The organism is Acinetobacter sp. AR_0276 (assembly GCF_003000705.1).
In the GTDB taxonomy this organism is placed as follows: Bacteria; Pseudomonadota; Gammaproteobacteria; order Pseudomonadales; family Moraxellaceae; genus Acinetobacter; species Acinetobacter nosocomialis.
This window is the reverse complement of record NZ_PSQO01000004.1, coordinates 564,435-583,600: the sequence shown is the minus strand read 5'-3', so window position 1 is coordinate 583,600 and position 19,166 is coordinate 564,435. Positions and strand designations below refer to the sequence as shown.

17 protein-coding genes, 1 tRNA gene and 1 pseudogene are annotated in these 19,166 nt (G+C 39.4%); 4 read left to right on the top strand and 15 right to left on the bottom strand.

All coding sequences use genetic code 11. From position 1 onward, the window contains the following. The first annotated feature begins 5 nt into the window (after positions 1-5). Complete coding sequence (locus CSB87_RS03675; RefSeq protein WP_004707764.1) at positions 6-722, top strand: AzlC family ABC transporter permease; 717 nt, start codon at positions 6-8, stop codon at positions 720-722. A 1-nt stretch (position 723) separates the two neighbouring features. After that, positions 724-1,041, top strand: a complete 318-nt coding sequence (locus tag CSB87_RS03670; RefSeq protein WP_004707767.1) for an AzlD domain-containing protein — start codon at positions 724-726, stop codon at positions 1,039-1,041. 38 nt (positions 1,042-1,079) lie between these two features. Here the strand turns inward: CSB87_RS03670 and CSB87_RS03665 are convergent, their stop codons facing one another. The 11 genes from CSB87_RS03665 to CSB87_RS03615 form a co-directional block, all read right to left on the bottom strand. Next, the gene (locus tag CSB87_RS03665; protein ID WP_106105034.1) at positions 1,080-1,532 is read right to left on the bottom strand and encodes a DUF962 domain-containing protein; all 453 of its coding nucleotides are present in this window, start codon (positions 1,530-1,532) and stop codon (positions 1,080-1,082) included. A 572-nt stretch (positions 1,533-2,104) separates the two neighbouring features. Then, the gene (locus CSB87_RS03660; protein ID WP_002052473.1) at positions 2,105-2,722 is read right to left on the bottom strand and encodes a septal ring lytic transglycosylase RlpA family protein; all 618 of its coding nucleotides are present in this window, start codon (positions 2,720-2,722) and stop codon (positions 2,105-2,107) included. Positions 2,723-3,012: 290 nt separating this feature from the next. Continuing rightward, positions 3,013-4,014: a lytic murein transglycosylase B gene (gene mltB, locus CSB87_RS03655; protein ID WP_002052939.1), complete on the bottom strand. Its 1,002-nt coding sequence runs from the start codon at positions 4,012-4,014 to the stop codon at positions 3,013-3,015. A gap of 19 nt (positions 4,015-4,033) precedes the next feature. After that, entirely contained in the window at positions 4,034-5,176 is a 1,143-nt protein-coding gene (rodA, locus tag CSB87_RS03650) for a rod shape-determining protein RodA (protein ID WP_004707770.1), read from the bottom strand. Positions 5,177-5,302: 126 nt separating this feature from the next. Next, positions 5,303-5,953: a hypothetical protein gene (locus CSB87_RS03645; RefSeq protein ID WP_002052502.1), complete on the bottom strand. Its 651-nt coding sequence runs from the start codon at positions 5,951-5,953 to the stop codon at positions 5,303-5,305. A 23-nt stretch (positions 5,954-5,976) separates the two neighbouring features. Then, positions 5,977-6,789, bottom strand: coding sequence for an NADPH-dependent 7-cyano-7-deazaguanine reductase QueF (gene queF / locus CSB87_RS03640; RefSeq protein WP_017393148.1), 813 nt, complete (start codon positions 6,787-6,789; stop codon positions 5,977-5,979). Then, the gene (locus CSB87_RS03635) at positions 6,786-7,559 is read right to left on the bottom strand and encodes an ABC transporter permease (RefSeq protein ID WP_002052782.1); all 774 of its coding nucleotides are present in this window, start codon (positions 7,557-7,559) and stop codon (positions 6,786-6,788) included. Before CSB87_RS03635 ends, queF begins: the two co-directional genes overlap by 4 nt. Then, complete coding sequence (locus CSB87_RS03630; RefSeq protein ID WP_002052950.1) at positions 7,556-8,491, bottom strand: ABC transporter ATP-binding protein; 936 nt, start codon at positions 8,489-8,491, stop codon at positions 7,556-7,558. Before CSB87_RS03630 ends, CSB87_RS03635 begins: the two co-directional genes overlap by 4 nt. A 117-nt stretch (positions 8,492-8,608) precedes the next feature. Then, positions 8,609-8,685 (bottom strand) — tRNA-Arg (locus CSB87_RS03625). Between the two features lie 101 nt (positions 8,686-8,786). After that, positions 8,787-9,410 carry a hypothetical protein gene (locus CSB87_RS03620; RefSeq protein WP_031952943.1) on the bottom strand — a complete coding sequence of 208 codons (624 nt, stop codon included), beginning with the start codon at positions 9,408-9,410 and terminating at the stop codon, positions 8,787-8,789. 149 nt (positions 9,411-9,559) lie between these two features. Continuing rightward, the gene (locus tag CSB87_RS03615) at positions 9,560-10,246 is read right to left on the bottom strand and encodes a 3'-5' exonuclease (RefSeq protein WP_004707798.1); all 687 of its coding nucleotides are present in this window, start codon (positions 10,244-10,246) and stop codon (positions 9,560-9,562) included. Between the two features lie 248 nt (positions 10,247-10,494). Here CSB87_RS03615 and CSB87_RS03610 point away from each other — a divergent pair, with 248 nt between their 5' ends. Continuing rightward, the gene (locus CSB87_RS03610; RefSeq protein ID WP_004707800.1) at positions 10,495-11,724 is read left to right on the top strand and encodes an alpha/beta hydrolase; all 1,230 of its coding nucleotides are present in this window, start codon (positions 10,495-10,497) and stop codon (positions 11,722-11,724) included. Between the two features lie 108 nt (positions 11,725-11,832). Here the strand turns inward: CSB87_RS03610 and CSB87_RS20045 are convergent. Continuing rightward, a pseudogene (locus CSB87_RS20045) lies at positions 11,833-11,910 on the bottom strand (hypothetical protein); the annotation flags it as partial. A gap of 60 nt (positions 11,911-11,970) precedes the next feature. On the opposite strand from CSB87_RS20045, the gene glyA reads away from it, so the two are divergent. Beyond that, positions 11,971-13,224, top strand: a complete 1,254-nt coding sequence (gene glyA / locus CSB87_RS03605) for a serine hydroxymethyltransferase (RefSeq protein ID WP_002049224.1) — start codon at positions 11,971-11,973, stop codon at positions 13,222-13,224. A 40-nt stretch (positions 13,225-13,264) separates the two neighbouring features. On the opposite strand, the gene adeH is transcribed toward glyA, so the two are convergent. From adeH to adeF, 3 genes are read right to left on the bottom strand one after another with little or no spacing between them, the layout of a single operon-like run. Continuing rightward, on the bottom strand, positions 13,265-14,713 hold the full coding sequence (adeH, locus tag CSB87_RS03600) for a multidrug efflux RND transporter outer membrane subunit AdeH (protein WP_031952941.1): 1,449 nt from the start codon (positions 14,711-14,713) through the stop codon (positions 13,265-13,267). Between the two features lie 12 nt (positions 14,714-14,725). Then, positions 14,726-17,905, bottom strand: coding sequence for a multidrug efflux RND transporter permease subunit AdeG (gene adeG / locus CSB87_RS03595; RefSeq protein ID WP_004886189.1), 3,180 nt, complete (start codon positions 17,903-17,905; stop codon positions 14,726-14,728). Positions 17,906-17,911: 6 nt separating this feature from the next. Then, positions 17,912-19,132: a multidrug efflux RND transporter periplasmic adaptor subunit AdeF gene (gene adeF, locus CSB87_RS03590; RefSeq protein ID WP_031952939.1), complete on the bottom strand. Its 1,221-nt coding sequence runs from the start codon at positions 19,130-19,132 to the stop codon at positions 17,912-17,914. Positions 19,133-19,166 lie beyond the last annotated feature (34 nt).

Here is a 19,166-nt window from a genome sequence, read left to right as displayed (position 1 = left end):
TAGAGATGAATACTCCTTTAAATCAATCTATTAGATTTTCTAAAAGCCGACCTCCGCATGTTTTTTTACGAGGGGCGGTAGATATACTGCCATTGTCTATTTCGGTTATTCCGTGGGCTATTTTGGCTGGTTCAATGGCAATTCATGCAGGTTTATCATTTTATAAAGCATTGGCAATGTCAGGAATTGTGTTTGCTGGTGCTGCACAATTGGTCAGTTTGAGTATGGTGATGGAGGGTGCTTCATTATTAACAATCTATATCACGATTTTCTTTCTTACTGCTCAACATTTTATTTATGCATTAACTTTAAGAAATGATATTTCTATTTTGTCTTTGCCCAAACGATTAAGTTTAGGTTTTTTACTAACAGATGAATTGTTTGCCTTAAGTGCTCCGAACGAAAAAAGGCATCCTCATTATTTATTGGGGGCGGGTATATGTTTTTATTTATTTTGGGTAATTTTTAGTCTAGTTGGAATTTTATTGGCTACGGCGATTCCGGATTTATTGTCCTACCATTTAGATTTTTCGATTATTGCTATTTTTGTGGCCATGATTATCCCTATGTGTAAGGAAAAGCCTGTCATAGCCGGAGTTTTAACAACTTGTTTTAGTGGTTTTATTCTCAAATTTTTTCATGTTGAAGGCGCCATTCTGATTTCCGGTTTATTGGGAATGCTAATTGCTGTTGTTGCAGAAAATAGAACAGGAGAAAAATAAGATGTCATGGCTCATGATTTTAGGATTAGCGGCTATTGTGTTTTTTAATCGTTATTATTTTTTGGAACCCAGTGTAAAAGTAAAATTACCTATATTGATGAATAAAATGTTGAATTATTCAGCCCCTTGCTTATTAACTGCTATTTGTATACCAGTAATTTTTTTTGAAGGAAATGAACTAAGAGGTCTTTTAGATAATCCATATTTATATGCGACAATATTTTGTATTGTAATTGCTTTTTATTTAAAAAAAGTCTTACCAAGTGTGCTACTCAGTCTGGCATTTTTCTATTTTATAAATTTTCTAATAAATCAGTAAACTTAAGCTGAACCTCAAAGATTCAGCTTTTTAATAAATTATTGAGTAATAAATTTGTTCTGCCGACTTTTCCACTTTGGCAATATTTTTCCAAGATAGGCATCCATACACCAAACTGGGCCAATCAATAGAAATTGCAAATCTTTAAAGAAAGAGGGCTTTTTACCTTCAACTTTATGTCCATAAAATTGTCCAACCCAAGCAATCACAAAAATTGCAATATAAAACCCTATACCTACAGGTAGGGCATAAATGAGCCAAGCCATCACAACGAGAAGCGCAGCCATCGCTACTGCAAGTACAAGATCGAGTCGAGCATAGAAAATAAGAGTCAGTACAATGAGTAAAGCAGTGAGCAAAGCACTAAAGTGGGCGATGATTCCGATAATAGAAAACAAAATAGCTGGGACGCATACCCAATGAATTTTCTTATTCGTTGGATTTTGATGGCTTTCACTGTATTCATCAAACCATTCAGCAATAGATTTCATAGACCTTGTTCTCCATGTCTAATTTTGAGTCATTCTTTTTATGTCTATATTTTATCCTGTTGTTATGTAGATAGACAAGAAAAGTCAAAAATCTTCCTTATCGTACATTCATGTGACCTTAAAAATTAAGGACTGATCATCTGGGAAAAGCAGGGTGGAAAAATTAAAAAACACTCTTAAAAGGCAGCACAATCGTTTTAAAAAATCAGGCTATTTATTTTTGGATTTTGAAGTGGGGGAAATCCTTACAAAAACCACTTTTTTATGAAAAGTTGGAAAATAATAGAAAAAAGCTCAACTCAACTTGCTTTAAAACGCTATAAACAGCTTTTTTGGCACTAAGGTGGTACTAGGGTAGCGGAATTTTTTTAAAATGGCTCTAATCAAAAAATATAAGCAAAAATGGATGAGTAATAAAATGATGTGTTTTTGGGTTAAAAATTAATCAATTTTGTAATTAAAAAATGAGTAAAAAAACAAAATTTTTAGCATAATTTTTATATTTTTGGGTCTAAAAATTAAAAAGCCACAAATTAATTTGTGGCTTTTTCATGAACTCTAGGAGTAATCGCTTATGAAGTAGGACCGTCTACACGTTCAATACTTACTTTTGCAGTACCAGCATTGGTAATACCAAGACGTTTTGCAGCACCGTATGATAAATCAAGTACACGATTTGCATGGAATGGACCACGGTCGTTTACTTTTACTACCACACTTTTACCATTGTCTTTATTTGTAACACGGATATAACAGTTCAATGGCAGACTACGGTGAGCAGCAGTAAGTGCATTCATATCGAATGTTTCACCACTTGCAGTTTTACGGCCATGAAATTGACGACCATACCAAGATGCCATACCAGTTTGGCTAAACTTACGAACAGTATTTGAAGCTACTGTGTTAAGTTTTTCAATCACTGAAGGCTCATCTTCAGGGATTTCAATTTTAGCTGCGATAGCTTGACGACGAATTTGATCGCCAGAACGTTCAGTGATTGAAAGACTGTTAATGTTAGAAAAACGAGAATTAAAGCTTTGAGTATCTTTACTCAATACACGTGCAGCTAAATTTGCATTTGGACCATCTACATCACTGTTTAATGATGATGACTGCATCATTTCAGCGTGCAGTGGGGCCATGCTTAAACTAGCCGTCAGTGCAAGAATGTATTTCAGCGATAACTGCATTTATATAAACTCCTGAGAACATGCTCTTTTTCTTTTAGCCAACAGGCTAAAAATTGAAGTGAACATGCCTAATTATTCACTTTTGCAATTGCTTGATTGGGGTGGATAATATTCATCGCTTACGGAGAGTGTCTAGTCTTTAACGAGAAATAGTTACAAAAAGGGCAAAAACTTACAGTTTTAGGTTAAAAAATAACCAAATATGTAACAAAGTATTTAAAATGTATGTATTGTGATCGATTTAACAAAAATATTTATTGACTTTTACATAAACTCATCAAAAAGCTAGCCTATCGGCTAGCTACCTCTGTGCCTAATAACCATACAGCAGTCGCATACATTCGACTTTTGTTATAGGTTGTAATTACCTGAAAATTTGGATAGGTTAAATAGTAAATTGGACCGTTATAGTCTTGTAATTGAATAACATTTACCATATCTAAGTCATCAATTTTAACTAATGGGTTTAATGGAGAAATTCCCTGATTTTTGAGCACACCATACGGAGTAGGTTGAGTGAGATCTTTAGCAATAATACTTTCTGGATTTGAGCCTACATAACGAGCCATAAAACCAATTGGCTGATCACGTTGCCAACCTTGCTTTGCTAGGTAATTTGCAATTGAACCAATCGCATCTTCCGCAGAGTTACGAAGATCGATATGACCATTACCATCAAAATCTACTCCATACTTACTGATATTACTTGGCATAAACTGTGGATAGCCAATTGCTCCAGCATAAGAGCCAACAATACTATTGGTTGGATAGCCTTCTTTGTAAGTCCATGCAATCAGAGCAGCTAACTCATCACTAAAATAATCAGCACGGCGAGGGTAACCAAATGCTAATGTTGCAAGTGCGTCACGAGTGATAAAAGAACCTTTATTTGCCCCATATCCAGTCTCAACACCTAAAATACCCAAAATAACAGCTTGAGAGACACCAAATTGCTGTTCAGCTCGGTTAAGCGCATCTGCATATTGATTTTTAAACCGGACACCACGTTGAATAGTACCTTCAACTAAAAACATAGAGCGATAATCGTACCAAGGCTTACTTTCTCCTGGACGAGTCATAATATTTATAATGTTTGGTAAATTTTTTGCACCGCTCATCGCGGCATCTACTTGTACACTACTTAAACCATAAGTATTCATGGCTTTTTGTTTAAAATTTAAATAATTAGGATCATTTACAAAATCATTGGCTTGAGCAAAATGACTTGTGCTCACTAGGCCGGTACACAAGGCAAGCGCTTTTAAAGTTTTATTAATAAATTGAGACAACATATCTTTTTAAAATTCCAAATTATCGATGTGTATGAATAGACATGACTAAACCAAAAGTGGCCATTAAAGTAATAATAGCGGTACCGCCATAACTCATAAAAGGTAAAGGAACACCCACTACAGGTAAAATACCACTGACCATTCCTGCGTTTACAAATACATAAACAAAAAAAGACAAACCAAAGGCACCAGCAACTAAACGACCGTAGTTATGAAAGCTCTGTAAACCAATCTGAAATGTTCTAAAAATAATAGCTGAATAAAGAATAACTAATATAAGTACGCCAATTAGGCCAAATTCTTCGGAATAAGCCGCAATAATAAAGTCAGTATGGCCTTCGGGTAAAAAGTGTAAATGTGATTGTGTACCTTCAAGAAAACCTTTACCTGAGAAACCACCAGAACCAATAGCTGTTTTGGACTGAATAATATTCCAGCCCGTTCCTAATGCATCTGCTTCTGGGTCAAGTAGCGTTAGAACCCGTTGACGCTGATAGTCGTGTAAAAGAAATTCCCAGGCAATTGGAATAACAATAGCTGCACAAGCTGCTGCGGCACCGATCATGCGCCAAGATAACCCACTTAAAAATAGTACGAAAATACCACTTGCTAATACGAGTAGGGAGGTTCCTAAGTCAGGTTGTTCTGCAATCAGTAAGAAAGGAACACCAATTAACATTAATGATAAAACAACTTGAGAAAAGCTTGGAGGAAGTGGTTTGCGTGCTAAAAACCATGAAATCATCATTGGCATGCCAATTTTCATGAACTCACTGGGTTGCACGCTTCCGAAACCGGGAATATCGATCCAGCGTTTAGCCCCCATGCGGACTTCACCAAAGACCATAACTCCAATTAAGGAAAATAATGCAAATAAATAAAAGTAAGGTGAAAAAGCTTGATAAACCTTAGGGGGAATTTGAGCCAGACTAATCATGACTAAAAAGCCAATACCAAAGCTCATGGCTTGTTTACTGACTAAGCCTACATCTTGTGCAGATGCACTATATAGTACCGTTAAACCTAATAGGGCATTTAGGAATAAAAATAGGCATAACCACGGGTCAATATGAAGTTGCTGCCAGCGCGATGGTTGCATGGCAGTACTAAGACCATCTCGAGGAGCTTGGCGTAAAAATTTATATTGTGGACTAGGAGACATGCGGCTTTAACTAGGTCAATCAGTGCTTGGCGCATGCTAACATAAACCTGATTAATGGCAATGTATATCAATATTTTGCAATAAAAAAACCTGGCTCTCGCCAGGTTTCCGATAGTCTATTTTCTGTTAGTTAAAGAATAAACTATCGTGATATTCAGCCATCGCTTTTAGTTCAGTGCGATTTAAACTTGGAATAAGTTTGTCGATCGCAATGTGGACTGCTTTTGTTACAGCTGCTGCGCCAATATCGGCTGCTTTGCGCTTAATCATGCCTAAATCTAATGTTTTATTAAAATCAGACATAAAGTGTCTAACCATAGCATCACCAAACTGTTTATATAGTTCTGCTAAGGCTGCTTTATTAATGTCATTACCTGCTTGAAGCTCGGCAAAATTATGCTTCAAATTAGTAACTAAACCAGCATCTAAAGCTACACCAACTTTATATTGACCTTGTGGGTCTTTAAATAAGCTTTTCTCTGAAAACTCCACGGATTGTTTAACAACATCGTTTGGTGCTTTACTCAGTAATTGCTTTAAAAGCACAGCAACTGTTGATTTGACATAACCAGCTAGTTTTTCGGCAGTATCTCTTTTTTCACTCGCTGGGAAATGTTGTACTAACTGAGTCAGTACATTTTCAATAATTTCCTCATTAAGTTGTAAAGCAATTTTGTCTCGAAGTGGATATAACGGTTCACTGGAATTCTTATTCGCAATTCCAGTCTGTATATCGTTCAATAAGCCTTCAGAAGGGGTAAAACCAAAAAACGGCATGGTGTATCCTCAAATTATTCGTTTTATTGTCGTGCCAATCGAATCGGTTTTGGCATCCATGATAGATCCGATACTCGGCAAGGATTGATATCAAGTCCACCGCGGCGAGTATAAGTTGCATAAACCATCAGCTTTTCAGGTCGCAAATTTTGCCAAATATCTGCAAAGATTTGCTCAACACACTGTTCGTGGAAACCGTTATGCTGACGGTACGAGATAATATAAGCTAAAACACTACGATAACAAGGTTTTTTGCCCTTAAAACGGATAAAAACTGTACCCCAATCTGGCTGTCCCGTGACTGGGCAGTTACTTCTCAAAAGATGAGAATACAGTTCAATTTCGACTTCTTCACCAGACTCATCCAATTTTAAAAGTGATGCATCGGGACGTTGTTCTAAACGTTCAGGTGTTAGATCATCAATACAAATGCCTTGTGGTTTAGAAATATCAAGTTCATCTACTTGAAATAGCGTTAGCTCAACTTTGGCACCAGCTGCAGACGATAGGTCTTTTTCAACCGTTTCAATAAATAACTCTTTAGAGCCAAATTGGGTGAAGTTAAGACTATTGAAGTATAGCTTTAATGACTTTGATTCAATCAAATTTGGTGAAGAAGCAGGCAGGGTAATTCTGCCAATCGCAACCTGTGGAATACCATGCGAGTTTAACCAAGATATTTCAAAAACATGCCACCAATCTTTACCTTGGTTAATACCTTCAATATGTGAATAGTTTTCACGAGATTGAGCACGTGCAATTGGAAATAACACATCGGGTTGATAGCTAGTTGGATATTGGGTTTCTTTACCCAATAAAGACTGTTCGACACTCATTCACGCATTCCTGAACCACGAGCAAGTAAATAGTAGGCAATTCCATAAAGTACAACACAACATAATGTCACAATGATTAAAGAGAACGTAACGTTCACGTCACTATGACCTAAAATGCCGAAACGGAAAGCATTTACCATATACACAATAGGATTAATTAAAGAAAGTTTTTGCCAAAAAGGACCAAGTGCACTAATGGCATAAAACACACCACCTAAATAGGTGAGTGGAGTAAGTACAAAGGTTGGAATAATAGAAATATCATCAAATGATTTTGCATAGACTGCATTAATAAAGCCGCCTAAGGAAAATAAAACGGATGTAATTAATACTGTATATATAGTTACGAACCAGTTATGTATAAAAAGATGGGTAAAGAACATGCTCATCGCAGTAACAATGGCACCAACCAAGACACCACGACAAATACCACCAATCACGTAGCCCCATAAAATAATATGTAAGGGTACGGGACTCATGATGAGTTCTTCAATACTCTTTTGAAATTTAACACTGAAGAAACTAGAAGACACGTTAGCATAGCTGTTTGTAATAACAGCCATCATGATTAAGCCAGGTACAATAAACTGCATGTAGCTCACGCCGCCCATTTGCCCAATACGTGAGCCAACCAAATTGCCAAAAATGACAAAATACAAGCTCATGGTAATCGCAGGTGGTAATAAAGTTTGTGGCCAAATACGAAGAAAACGGCGTACTTCTTTACGAACTAAAGTCCAGAGGGCAATTTGCAGTTGGTTAAAGTTCATTTCGCCGCTCCTTCAAGATTTTTCTCGACCATTTTGACAAATAGCTCTTCAAGACGATTCGATTTGTTACGCATACTACGAACACGAATACCTTGTGACTCTAAAAGTTGGAATAAGTCATTTAATGTATGTGCTTTATCCATTGTTACTTCTAGAGTACTACTATCAATTAAGTTGAACTTCACACCAATAATATTGAGCTGGAGTGGGGCAATTGGTTCTGCTAAATCAAAAATAAAAGACTCTTCACTCAGCTGGTTTAAGAAATTTTTCATGCTGGTATCTTCTTTAATGACACCACGGTCAATGATGGCGATTTGACGACACAACATTTCTGCTTCTTCGAGATAATGTGTCGTTAAAATAATAGAAGTACCGTTTTCGTTCATTTCAGTCAGAAAATCCCACATAGAACGGCGTAATTCAATATCTACACCCGCAGTAGGCTCATCTAGAATAAGAAGTTTAGGTTCATGCATCATGGCGCGGGCGATCATTAGTCGGCGTTTCATACCACCAGACAGCATACGTGCTTGTATATTACGTTTTTCCCACAAGCCAAGTTTTTCTAAATAATGTTCCGCTCGTTTCTCGGCAATCTTTTTATGAATACCGTAATAACCAGCCTGGGTAACTAAAATATCGAATGCTTTTTCAAATTGCCCGAAGTTAAATTCCTGAGGGACAACGCCAAGCTGCTGTTTTGCCAACGATGGATGAGTATCGAGATTATGTCCAAAAATCTCAACAGTTCCTGAAGTTTTTTTCGTGAGGGAGCTGATAATACCAATGGTTGTTGATTTGCCGGCACCATTTGGGCCTAACAACGCATAAAATTCACCTTCAGGCACAGTGAGGTTAATACCTTTTAACGCCTGAAAACCATTACGATATGTTTTGGACAAATCTCTTAAAACCAAAGCATCAGTCATGAAATTCTCACATTATGAAAGAGGGGTATATTTTGAGCGATAATGATTAATAAACCAAGTAAAATAGTCGGAATTTTATGAAATTGAGATAAATTTATGAAGTTATTATATATAAATTGGTGCGCTCGGCGGGGATCGAACCCACGACCCCAGGCTTCGGAAACCTGTACTCTATCCAACTGAGCTACGAGCGCACATGTGTGGGGCACATCATAGGAAAAAAACACCGGTAGGTAAAGCACGAAATACGTATCAAGTGAGTTTAATGCTTAATTAAACAGCAGCTTGTTCTATTTTAGATGCGTTGCTGAATAAGCTGAATTGAATAATTAATAGAATGGAGCGTATGTGCTAGCTCATGAGGAGGAATACGTGATTCCTGCAAACTGGTAATCCATTGCATTTGGCACATTTTAAGTTCTTGAAGTGTTTTTATTTGCTCTATTTTTTGAATAAGTGGCTTTGCCATAAGGCCACAGTATTGGCTTAAGCTTTGCTTCATCAACTGTTGTATTTCTTCAAAAGAGAGCTGTTGAACTGGAATGCTTGGTTGGTTATTTTCAATATTTGAAGAAGGCGCAGACGTTGAGTGAGGAACCTGAATTTCTCCAACTAAATCATTACTTTTATTCTCGTCAACATTTTTTTGATGTATTTCTTTAGTTGTTATAGATGACTCTTGGGGAGATATTTGTTCAGGTAACTCTGAATAATTTTCATTAGAAGGTGCAATTAGTTTTAAGTCAATGAGCTGTTGTATCAGTTCTGGTGGGGCGATCCGCTTTTTAAACTCAGTATCGAGACTTTGAAAATCTTCATGGTCTATTAATAGAAGTAAACGTCTTTGTTTTGCATTTAACGTAATATTACGTTGTTGAAGCGCAACTCTTCCCAAATTGGTTCGATAAAAACCAGACATTGTATTTCCCCAATATAAAAATGAAGCAGTCTGTTTGATTTTTCTCTATCAAACAGTACTGTTCTTAATAAAATATAAATGGGGTTAAAGATAAAACTCAAAAATGACAATTTGATGAAGGATTTATGAATATCATCTATTTAAGGAATTTAAAATGCGCTTTCTAATGCCTTGCGTAAATAGACATCGAGCTCGTCCTGACGTAGAAGCCATTGAATATAATCTTTAGGCAGTTCAGCAATTGCCGTACCTTTATGCTTACCAAAATTAATCGTATGCGGAATACGGGCTTCTTCAGAAACTTGGTAAAGCTCTTCAATATCTTGAATATTTAAATGATAGATAATATGCATCAAAATATTGGCAGTTAAAATAATGTCAGCGTCGGCACGGTGAGCACCTTTCAGCATTTCTCGAGCTTTACCGCTACCTTGGGAAATCATATAAATGAGTGCAGAAATATTATGAGCTTCGGCATCTGGCCAAGCTTTACGTGCTAAAGCTAAAGTACAAATCGGTTTAATATGAGAAACATCGACGCCACAGCGAGCAATTGCGGCAATATCATAATCAATATTATGGCCAATAATATAAGTTGTGCTATCAGGTAATTTAAAGGTTTTATAGTGAGGCTGATTTTCTAGGTCGGACTCTAAGATATGGTGAACAGCCATTGCAGCATAAGAGATCGGAGCTCCCACCTGATAAAGCTGATCAAACAATTTGCTTTTATCTAAAGTGAGTTTACCTGCATTAAGTTCAATAGGGGCGTATGCAATTTCAATAGGCAAACCATTTAGTGTATGAGTTTCTGTATCTAAAATAATGGCTTGCATCTTTTGAACCTTTAAACAATTACAAGTAATCATCAATCTTAACAGTTGGCTATCTACTTTAAAACATAGAGTAAGGCTAGATGAGCTATCAAATGCAATTTATGTTGAAAAGTAGAAAATCTCGCTGTTCATTTTGATTAAATATCACTTGCGAAAAATGAAGATTAGGCGTAATTGTTTGTAAGACATTTAAAATGTTCATTAAAAACTAAAGCACAACAAAAATTGAATTTAAGGAAGATATACGAATGAAAATGAAATTGTTCATGACCAGTGTTCTTAGCACAAGTTTACTATTGACGGGATGTGGAGATGGAAGTAGCGATGACAGTCCAGCAACTACTGATCCATCAGGTACTCCAGCCAATAATATTCAAAATCCAGTGGTTAAGGTCGATGCTTATACAAGTACTAACTTAGGAGCGGTTGCTGCTGAAAGTAGTATTTTAACTTATAAAATGTTAGGTCAAAGTGGACAAGAGGTGCAGGCAACAAGTCTAGTATTTACACCAACTACTCCACCACCAGCAGGCGGTTGGCCAATTGTGGTTTGGGCACATGGTACGACAGGGGTTGCAGATGCATGTGCACCGAGTAAATCGGCATTAACAGACAGTACTAAAGATTTAATTAGTAAACTTCTTGCAGCGGGTTATGTGGTGGTTGCACCAGATTATGAGGGATTAGGTACACCAGGTATACATCCATTTTTAAATATTAAAAGTGAAGCTTATTCAATTACCGATGCAGTAGTAGCAACACGCAATTATTTATTACAACGGAATTTATTAACTTCGAAAAAGTGGGTTACTGTAGGACATTCGCAAGGTGGGCATGCTGCATTGGGCGCTGCACAATATGCGAGCCGTGCGCAGCTAGACTATAAAGGTACAGTAGCGGTAGCACCAGCTTCAAATCTAGGATTTATTTTAATTGCAGGTGAACAGGCTGTTGCTAATGCAACTGTGGATAAAAAGATTCCAATGTATGCGCAGCTTGATACATATACTGCTTTAGTGACAGCCGGCATTCGAAATACACAGCCAAGCTTTGATTATTCCCAAGTATTTACTTCACAAACAGCAAGTACTGCACAGCAGGCGGAAACAGTTTGTGCAGGGCCATTGGGGCAAGCCTTTGGTGCAGGTATGACTAAGTATGCTACAGAGCATAATGGAACACTGGATGGATATACGCGTACACAACCTAATTTTATGGCAGTACCTTTAGTTAAAACATTCTTAGATAAAGATTCTCAACCTTTACAGGCAAAAGTCACTACACCGATTATTATTTATCAGGGGCTAGCAGATACAACAGTTCCGAAAGTAGCTACTGATATTTTGATATCTAATGCCACTGTCGTCGGTACAAAGATTAATAGCTATGTAACGGGTAATTGGGACCATGAGGCGGCAATGAGCAGTAATGTAGATAACATTGTTGGAAATGTACAAAACTTGCTGGCAGCTCAATAAGAGTATTTGATATTTAAGGTTTTTTTATTGCTATGAAAAGCTAAATTTAACTTTGGAAAATTATTAATTAAAAGCTTTTTAAGTGTTTATAAATTATTTTAGATTTGATGGCTCATTTTTTATAAAAATTGAGCCATTTTTATTTAAAACTGAGCTAACTTGATTCTGTTTAATTATAAAGTTCATGCTACAATATGCCGCAATCTTAGCACGGCTTAAAAGCCCTAATTTATAGGACCCCCGCTAATGTTTGCCAATATTTCCATTTCTGAATTTGATCCAGAATTAGCTCAAGCAATTGCTTCTGAAGGTGAGCGTCAAGAAGCACATATCGAGTTAATTGCATCTGAAAACTATTGCTCTCCTGCTGTGATGGAAGCGCAAGGATCAAAACTTACGAACAAATACGCAGAAGGTTATCCTGGCAAACGCTATTATGGCGGTTGCGAATATGTAGATGTTATTGAACAAATGGCGATTGACCGTGCTAAAGAACTTTTTGGTGCTGATTACGCAAACGTTCAACCACATGCTGGTTCACAAGCTAACTCTGCTGTGTATTTAGCACTTCTTAACCCAGGCGACACAGTTTTGGGTATGAGCTTGGCTCACGGTGGTCACTTGACTCACGGTGCAAAAGTTAGCTTCTCTGGTAAAACGTATAACGCTGTTCAGTATGGACTAAATGCTGAAACTGGCGAGATCGATTACGAAGAAGTTGAACGTTTAGCGTTAGAACACAAGCCACGTATGATCGTTGCTGGTTTCTCTGCTTATAGCCGTGTTGTAGATTGGCAACGTTTCCGTGACATCGCGGACAAAGTTGGCGCTTACCTTTTTGTTGATATGGCTCACGTTGCTGGTCTTGTTGCTGCTGGTGTATATCCAAACCCAGTTCAAATTGCTGACGTAACGACAACGACAACTCACAAAACACTTCGTGGTCCACGTTCTGGTTTAATCCTTGCGAAAGCGAATGAAGAAATCGAGAAAAAACTTCAATCAGCTGTATTCCCTGGTAACCAAGGTGGTCCATTAATGCATGCGATTGCTGCTAAAGCAATCTGCTTCAAAGAAGCAATGTCTGATGACTTTAAAACTTACCAACAACAAGTTGTGAAAAATGCTCAAGCGATGGCTGAAGTATTCATCGCACGTGGTTATGATGTTGTTTCTGGTGGTACAGACAACCACTTATTCTTGTTATCTTTAATCAAACAAGACGTAACTGGTAAAGATGCAGATGCTTGGTTAGGTGCTGCTCACATTACTGTGAACAAAAACTCAGTACCAAATGACCCACGTTCTCCATTTGTGACTTCTGGTATCCGTATCGGTACTCCGGCAGTAACAACTCGTGGTTTTGGTGAAGCTGAAGTTCGTGAACTTGCTGGTTGGATCGCTGATGTGATTGACAGCAAAGGTGACGAAAAAGTTATTGCTGATGTAAAAGCAAAAGTTGAAGCTGTTTGTGCAAAATTCCCTGTATATGCAAAATAATTTGTGTATATAAAAAAAGCGCCGTAAGGCGCTTTTTTTATTAACTACTCCAACCGCCCCCTAAAGCACGGATTAAATTGATGCTTGCAATGATTTGGCTACCTTTCAGCTGAGCTGCTAATTGTTCTTGTTGCAAAATAGTACGGTCAGAATCAATGACATCAAGATAGCTAATCGCACCTTCTCGATAACGTAAATGAGAAAGTTGATTGGCATGACGAGAAGAGGAGAGTGCTTGGTTTTGAGCTTGAATTTGCTGATCGAGAATTCTTTGATCAGATAAACCATTTTCAACTTCGCGAAATGCGTTTAGTACAGTTTGCCGATAATTCGCAACGCTTTCTTCATAAGCTGCTCGTGCTTGAGCAACGCCTGCTTTACGTTGTCCACCATCAAATAAAGGTAACGACAAAATAGTACCGGCGACAGGTCCTAGTAAAAAAGTCCGACTCGACCATTTACCCAACTCGCTTAAACTTGAAGATTCATAACCTAAAGCTCCTGTAAGACTGAGTTTTGGGAAAAATGCTGCACGAGCAATTCCAATACGTGCATTATCTGCTGCCATTGCACGCTCTGCAGCCGCAATGTCGGGTCTTCTTTCAAGTAAAGTTGATGGCAAACCAGTAGGGAGACGGATACTATTTGCAGTTAAAGGTTGAACTGGCAAGTTAAAGTCCGCTGGTGGTTTTCCTAATAAGACTGCAAGCGCATGTTCTGCACTGGCTCTGTTACGAGCAATATTTAGGGCAGTGGTTTGTGCGGTAGCAAGTTCGGTTTGTGCACGAGAAACATCTAATTCACTGACCAGTCCGTTTTTAAAACGAAGCTGCATTAAATCTCGTGTTTCATCTAGTAATTTGATTGTTCGGTTATAAATTGCTTGCTCGGTATCAAGTTGACGTATCAGAAAATAGCCTTGAGCAACATCTGCTTGTAGAGCTAAAAGTGCCGACTGATATAAAGCCTCTTGTTGCTGTAGATCTGCTGTTGCTGCATTGACACTACTTGCTACACGACCAAATAAATCGAGCTCATATGAAACATTGGCTTGAGCGCGCCATAAGGTGTGAGCCGAAGTATGTGCATTGTCATCTAAACCGAGTGAAGCCGGAGACGGCTTTTGGCGGGTTGGCCCAAATCCGGCATCAATACTTGGTAAGCGCTCAGCTTGAGCTGCCGAACGTAGTGCACGTGAAGCCTGAATATTGGCTGCCACCGCTTTAAGGTTCTGATTGCCTGCGATAGCTTGCTGTTCAAGTTCATTCAGTTGAGCATCATTGTAAATGCGCCACCATTCACCACGAGTTTGTTGATCGGCAGGTTGGGCAATCTTCCAGTTATTATCTTCAATTTTTGGATCAGATTCTTTGAATTTGACTGGCACTATAACTTTTGCAGGTTGATATTCTGGGGCTAATGAGCAGCCTGCAAGGAGCAGGCTTCCCATGAGTGAGGACAACAACCAGTTTTGTTTTGATGTAATCACCAAATGCCCTCCTTAATGATCGTGTGGGCTAGCTAACGGCGCTTCATGAACTGCCGCAGAATGTAGTTTATGTTTGCTGTTGAGGGTACGAATCAGAACGTAAAAGGCCGGGGTGAGGAATAAACCAAAGAATGTTACACCGATCATGCCGAAGAATACGGCAACACCCATCGCATGTCGCATTTCAGAACCTGCGCCAGTTGAAGTCACCAGTGGTACGACACCCATAATAAATGCAATAGAGGTCATTAAAATTGGGCGTAAACGTAGACGACTTGCTTCAACGGCTGCTTTAAAGGCAGTCGCACCTTGCATTTCAAGTTCCCGCGCAAATTCAACAATCAAGATGGCATTTTTACAGGCTAGCCCGACCAGTACCATTAGACCGATTTGGGTAAAGATGTTGTTATCTCCAGCCGTCAGCCAGACACCTGTCAGAGCCGCTAAGATTCCCATCGGTACAATTAAGATAACTGCTAATGGTAGGGTTAAGCTTTCATACTGAGCAGCTAATACTAAGAACACGAGTAATACGCTAATAGGGAATACCCAAAGTCCTGCATTACCAGCCAAGATTTTTTGGTAAGTTAAATCTGTCCACTCAAACTTGATACCACGCGGCAGAGTTTGTGCAGCAATACGTTCAACCGCAGCTTCTGCTTGGCTAGATGAATAACCTGGGGCAGGGCCGCCGTTAATATCTGCTGATGTGTAACCGTTATAACGAACGACCATTTCAGGACCATAGGTTTGAGTTACATTCACCAATGAAGATAATGGCACCATTTGTCCGGCACTATTACGGGTTTTAAGCTGCAAAATATCTTCAGGGTTAGCACGGAAAGGCGCATCGGCTTGTGCACGAACCTGATAAACACGTCCAAAGCGGTTAAAGTCGTTAACGTACTGAGAACCTAAATAAATCTGCATAGTGTTGAAAACATCTGTCACAGCAACGCCTTGCTGTTTAGCTTTTACACGGTCCAGATCTACGTTGAGTTGAGGTACGTTAATTTGATAACTTGAGAACATTGGACCCAGTTCAGGGGCTGATTGTGCTGCTTTCATAAAGTTTTGTGCAGCATCATTCAAGGCTGAATAGCCTAAGGCACCTCGGTCTTCAAGTTGCAGTTTAAAGCCGCCCATAGTACCTAAGCCCATCACTGGTGGTGGTGGGAAAACAGCGATATAAGCATCTTGAATAGCTGAATATTTCTGGTTGAGCGCACCTGCAATTGCATTTGCAGATAAGTCTTTTGCCTTACGTTCATCAAATGGCTTTAAAGTCACAAAGACAATACCGGCACTTGAGCTATTGGTGAAACCGTTAATTGATAGGCCAGGAAAGGCAACCGCACTTTCTACACCAGGTTGTTTAAGCGCAGTATCACTCATTTTACGAATGACTGCTTCGGTACGATCTAATGATGCGCCGTTTGGTAGCTGCGCAAAGCTAATTAAATATTGTTTGTCTTGAGCGGGAACAAAGCCACCCGGAACAATATAAGAAATACCAACGGTTAAACCTAGAAGTGCTGCATAGACACCCATTGCCGAAGCTTTATGGGAAATAACACGGCTGACACCTTGACTATAACGGTCTGAAGCACGTGAAAACACACGGTTAAACAGTGCAAAGAAACGTCCGAATACACGATTCATAATACGTGTTAAGGCATCAGGTTTAGCATCATGTCCTTTAAGTAACATTGCTGCCAGAGCTGGAGAAAGGGTAAGTGAGTTAAATGCCGAAATGACTGTTGAAATGGCAATGGTCATGGCAAATTGTTTATAGAATTGCCCAGTTAAGCCTGTCATAAAGGCAAGTGGAACGAACACGGCAACAAGTGTTAATGCAATCGCAATAATCGGCCCGCTCACTTCTCGCATGGCGCGGTAAGTTGCCTCCCTTGGGTTTAAGCCTGCTTCGATATTCCTCTCGACGTTTTCGACGACGACAATCGCATCATCGACCACAATACCGATAGCAAGTACCATCCCGAACAGTGAAAGCGCATTGATGGAGTAACCAAAAGCGAGCATAAGGGCAAATGTACCAATAATTGAAACCGGTACAGCAAGCAATGGAATAATTGAGGCACGCCATGTTTGTAAGAATAAAATAACGACAACAACAACCAGTGCAATTGCTTCAAGTAAGGTATGAACAACCGCTTTAATACTGGCACGTACGAATTGAGTTGGGTCATAAACAATGTCGTATTTAATTGAAGATGGGAAATCTTTCGAAAGCTCCTTCATCGTGCTACGCACTTGATCGGAAACTTGTAAAGCATTCGCACCCGGAGCTTGGAAAATTGGAATTGCGACTGCTTGTTTATTATCAAGTAATGAACGTAGGCCGTATTGTGAAGCTGCAAGTTCAACACGAGCAACATCACCCAATCGGGTAACTGCGCCATCTGGTGCAGTTTTTAAAATAATATCTGCAAATTCTTGCTCAGTGGTTAAACGACCTTGAGCATTGACTGAAAGTTGTAAAGGTGAATTACTTGGCGAAGCACCAATTGTACCTGCTGCAACCTGAATGTTTTGTTCACGAATGGCATTCACAATTTCAGTGGCTGTGAGATTTCGCTGTGCTACTTTTTGTGGGTCGAGCCACACGCGCATCGCGTAGTCACCGGAACCAAATAATCCGACTTCACCAACCCCTTGTAAACGCGCTAAACGGTCTTTCACGTTGAGTACCGCATAGTTACGTAAGTAGGTCATGTCATAGCGATTATCTGGGGAGGTCAGATGCACTACCATGGTTAAAGTAGGTGAGCTTTTTAAAGTCGTGACACCTAAGCGCTGTACATCTTCAGGTAAACGGGGCATGGCCTGAGACACACGGTTTTGAACCAGTTGTTGTGCTTTGTCTGGATCGATACCGAGCTTAAAGTTCACCGTAATGGTTAAATTGCCGTCGCTGTTTGCTTGAGATTGCATATACAGCATGTCTTCGACACCGTTGATTGATTCTTCGAGCGGAGAAGCAACTGTTTCAGCGATCACTTTTGGGTTTGCACCCGGATATTGAGCACGTACCACCACAGATGGCGGAACAACCTCGGGATATTCAGAAATCGGTAACTGAAATACCGAAAGGAGACCGGCGAGTAAAATCAGTACTGATAACACACCAGCAAAGATCGGCCGATCAATAAAAAATTTAGAAATATTCATATGTGATTAACCTTTTGCCGGAGTTGATGTTTTATCTGTTGGCTGAGGTTGAGTAGGAGTAGTGCTAGCAGTGATTTGTGAATTTGGCATAGGCACGAGATGCGGTGTAACAGGGTCACCCGGACGAATTCGCTGTAAACCATTCACTACAATACGGTCACCCGCTTGTAATCCGCTATTTACGATTTGCAAGCCATCTTGTTGTGTGCCGAGTTTTACTTCGCGGTAAGCAGTTTGATTTTTCGCATCAACGACTACAACAAAGCGTTTATCTTGGTCGACACCAACCGCGGTTGGACTAATCAAAATCGCTGGGCGAGGTTGGCCTCCACCTAAACGGATTCGTGCATATAGACCCGGTAATAAAACACCATTTGGATTGTCAAAAGTTGCGCGAACACGAATCGTACCTGAGGTTGTATTCAGGTTATTGTCGATTGAGTTGATCGTACCTTCGCGAGTAAAGCCTGTTTCATTGGCAAGTCCCATATAGACAGGTACTTGCGAAGAATTGCGCTGATTACTGATATATTTCAGGTAAGTTTGTTCATCCACATCGAAAGATGCATATAGGCGTGACACAGAAACCAAACTTGTTAAAACTTGTGCTCCGTTACCTGCAGAAACCACATTACCAACGGTGACTTCGGCACGGGAAATTCGACCACTGACTGGTGCAGTTATACGGGTATATTCTAGATTTAAGCGGGCAGATTGAACTGCTGCTCTAGCGGCTTGTAGGTTTGCATTGGCGGAACGTGCATCATTTTCTGCCAAATCTAACTCTTGACGAGAAACAGCATTACTTTGAATGAGACGTTGAATACGCGAAAGATTGCTGGCGGTATATGTTACCTGTGCTTCAGCTGATGCAAGCTGGGCTTTGGCACGATTCAGTTCTGCTTCGAAAGGACGCGGGTCAATGGTAAATAGTAAATCGCCTTTTCTAACAAGACTGCCATCTTTGAAATGTACGGCAATAAGTTTTCCTGAAACTTGAGGCCGAATATCAACTTGATCAATGGCTTCTAAACGACCGGAATATTCTTGCCAATCGGTAATGGTTTTGCTTACTACAGGGGCTACATCAACAGTAGCAGCTTGTTGGGTACTGGTCGGTGCAGCTTTTGCATCGGCATTTTCATGTAAAAACATAAAACTGCCCCCTGTAGCCAAAATGGCGACAAAGATGGCAGACAGTGCAAACTGTTTGCGGGAAAATGACATGAGGTGCTCCTAGTTATTTGGATACCTGTTTTCA

Excerpts from the sequence above, each read along its gene's own strand:
- CSB87_RS03675 (WP_004707764.1), top strand. The coding sequence starts at position 6 with ATGAATACTCCTTTAAATCAATCTATTAGATTTTCTAAAAGCCGACCT.
- CSB87_RS03670 (WP_004707767.1), top strand. The coding sequence starts at position 724 with ATGTCATGGCTCATGATTTTAGGATTAGCGGCTATTGTGTTTTTTAAT.
- CSB87_RS03665 (WP_106105034.1), bottom strand. The coding sequence starts at position 1,532 with ATGAAATCTATTGCTGAATGGTTTGATGAATACAGTGAAAGCCATCAA.
- CSB87_RS03660 (WP_002052473.1), bottom strand. The coding sequence starts at position 2,722 with ATGCAGTTATCGCTGAAATACATTCTTGCACTGACGGCTAGTTTAAGC.
- mltB (WP_002052939.1), bottom strand. The coding sequence starts at position 4,014 with ATGTTGTCTCAATTTATTAATAAAACTTTAAAAGCGCTTGCCTTGTGT.
- rodA (WP_004707770.1), bottom strand. The coding sequence starts at position 5,176 with ATGTCTCCTAGTCCACAATATAAATTTTTACGCCAAGCTCCTCGAGAT.
- CSB87_RS03645 (WP_002052502.1), bottom strand. The coding sequence starts at position 5,953 with ATGCCGTTTTTTGGTTTTACCCCTTCTGAAGGCTTATTGAACGATATA.
- queF (WP_017393148.1), bottom strand. The coding sequence starts at position 6,789 with ATGAGTGTCGAACAGTCTTTATTGGGTAAAGAAACCCAATATCCAACT.
- CSB87_RS03635 (WP_002052782.1), bottom strand. The coding sequence starts at position 7,559 with ATGAACTTTAACCAACTGCAAATTGCCCTCTGGACTTTAGTTCGTAAA.
- CSB87_RS03630 (WP_002052950.1), bottom strand. The coding sequence starts at position 8,491 with ATGACTGATGCTTTGGTTTTAAGAGATTTGTCCAAAACATATCGTAAT.
- CSB87_RS03620 (WP_031952943.1), bottom strand. The coding sequence starts at position 9,410 with ATGTCTGGTTTTTATCGAACCAATTTGGGAAGAGTTGCGCTTCAACAA.
- CSB87_RS03615 (WP_004707798.1), bottom strand. The coding sequence starts at position 10,246 with ATGCAAGCCATTATTTTAGATACAGAAACTCATACACTAAATGGTTTG.
- CSB87_RS03610 (WP_004707800.1), top strand. The coding sequence starts at position 10,495 with ATGAAAATGAAATTGTTCATGACCAGTGTTCTTAGCACAAGTTTACTA.
- glyA (WP_002049224.1), top strand. The coding sequence starts at position 11,971 with ATGTTTGCCAATATTTCCATTTCTGAATTTGATCCAGAATTAGCTCAA.
- adeG (WP_004886189.1), bottom strand. The coding sequence starts at position 17,905 with ATGAATATTTCTAAATTTTTTATTGATCGGCCGATCTTTGCTGGTGTG.
- adeF (WP_031952939.1), bottom strand. The coding sequence starts at position 19,132 with ATGTCATTTTCCCGCAAACAGTTTGCACTGTCTGCCATCTTTGTCGCC.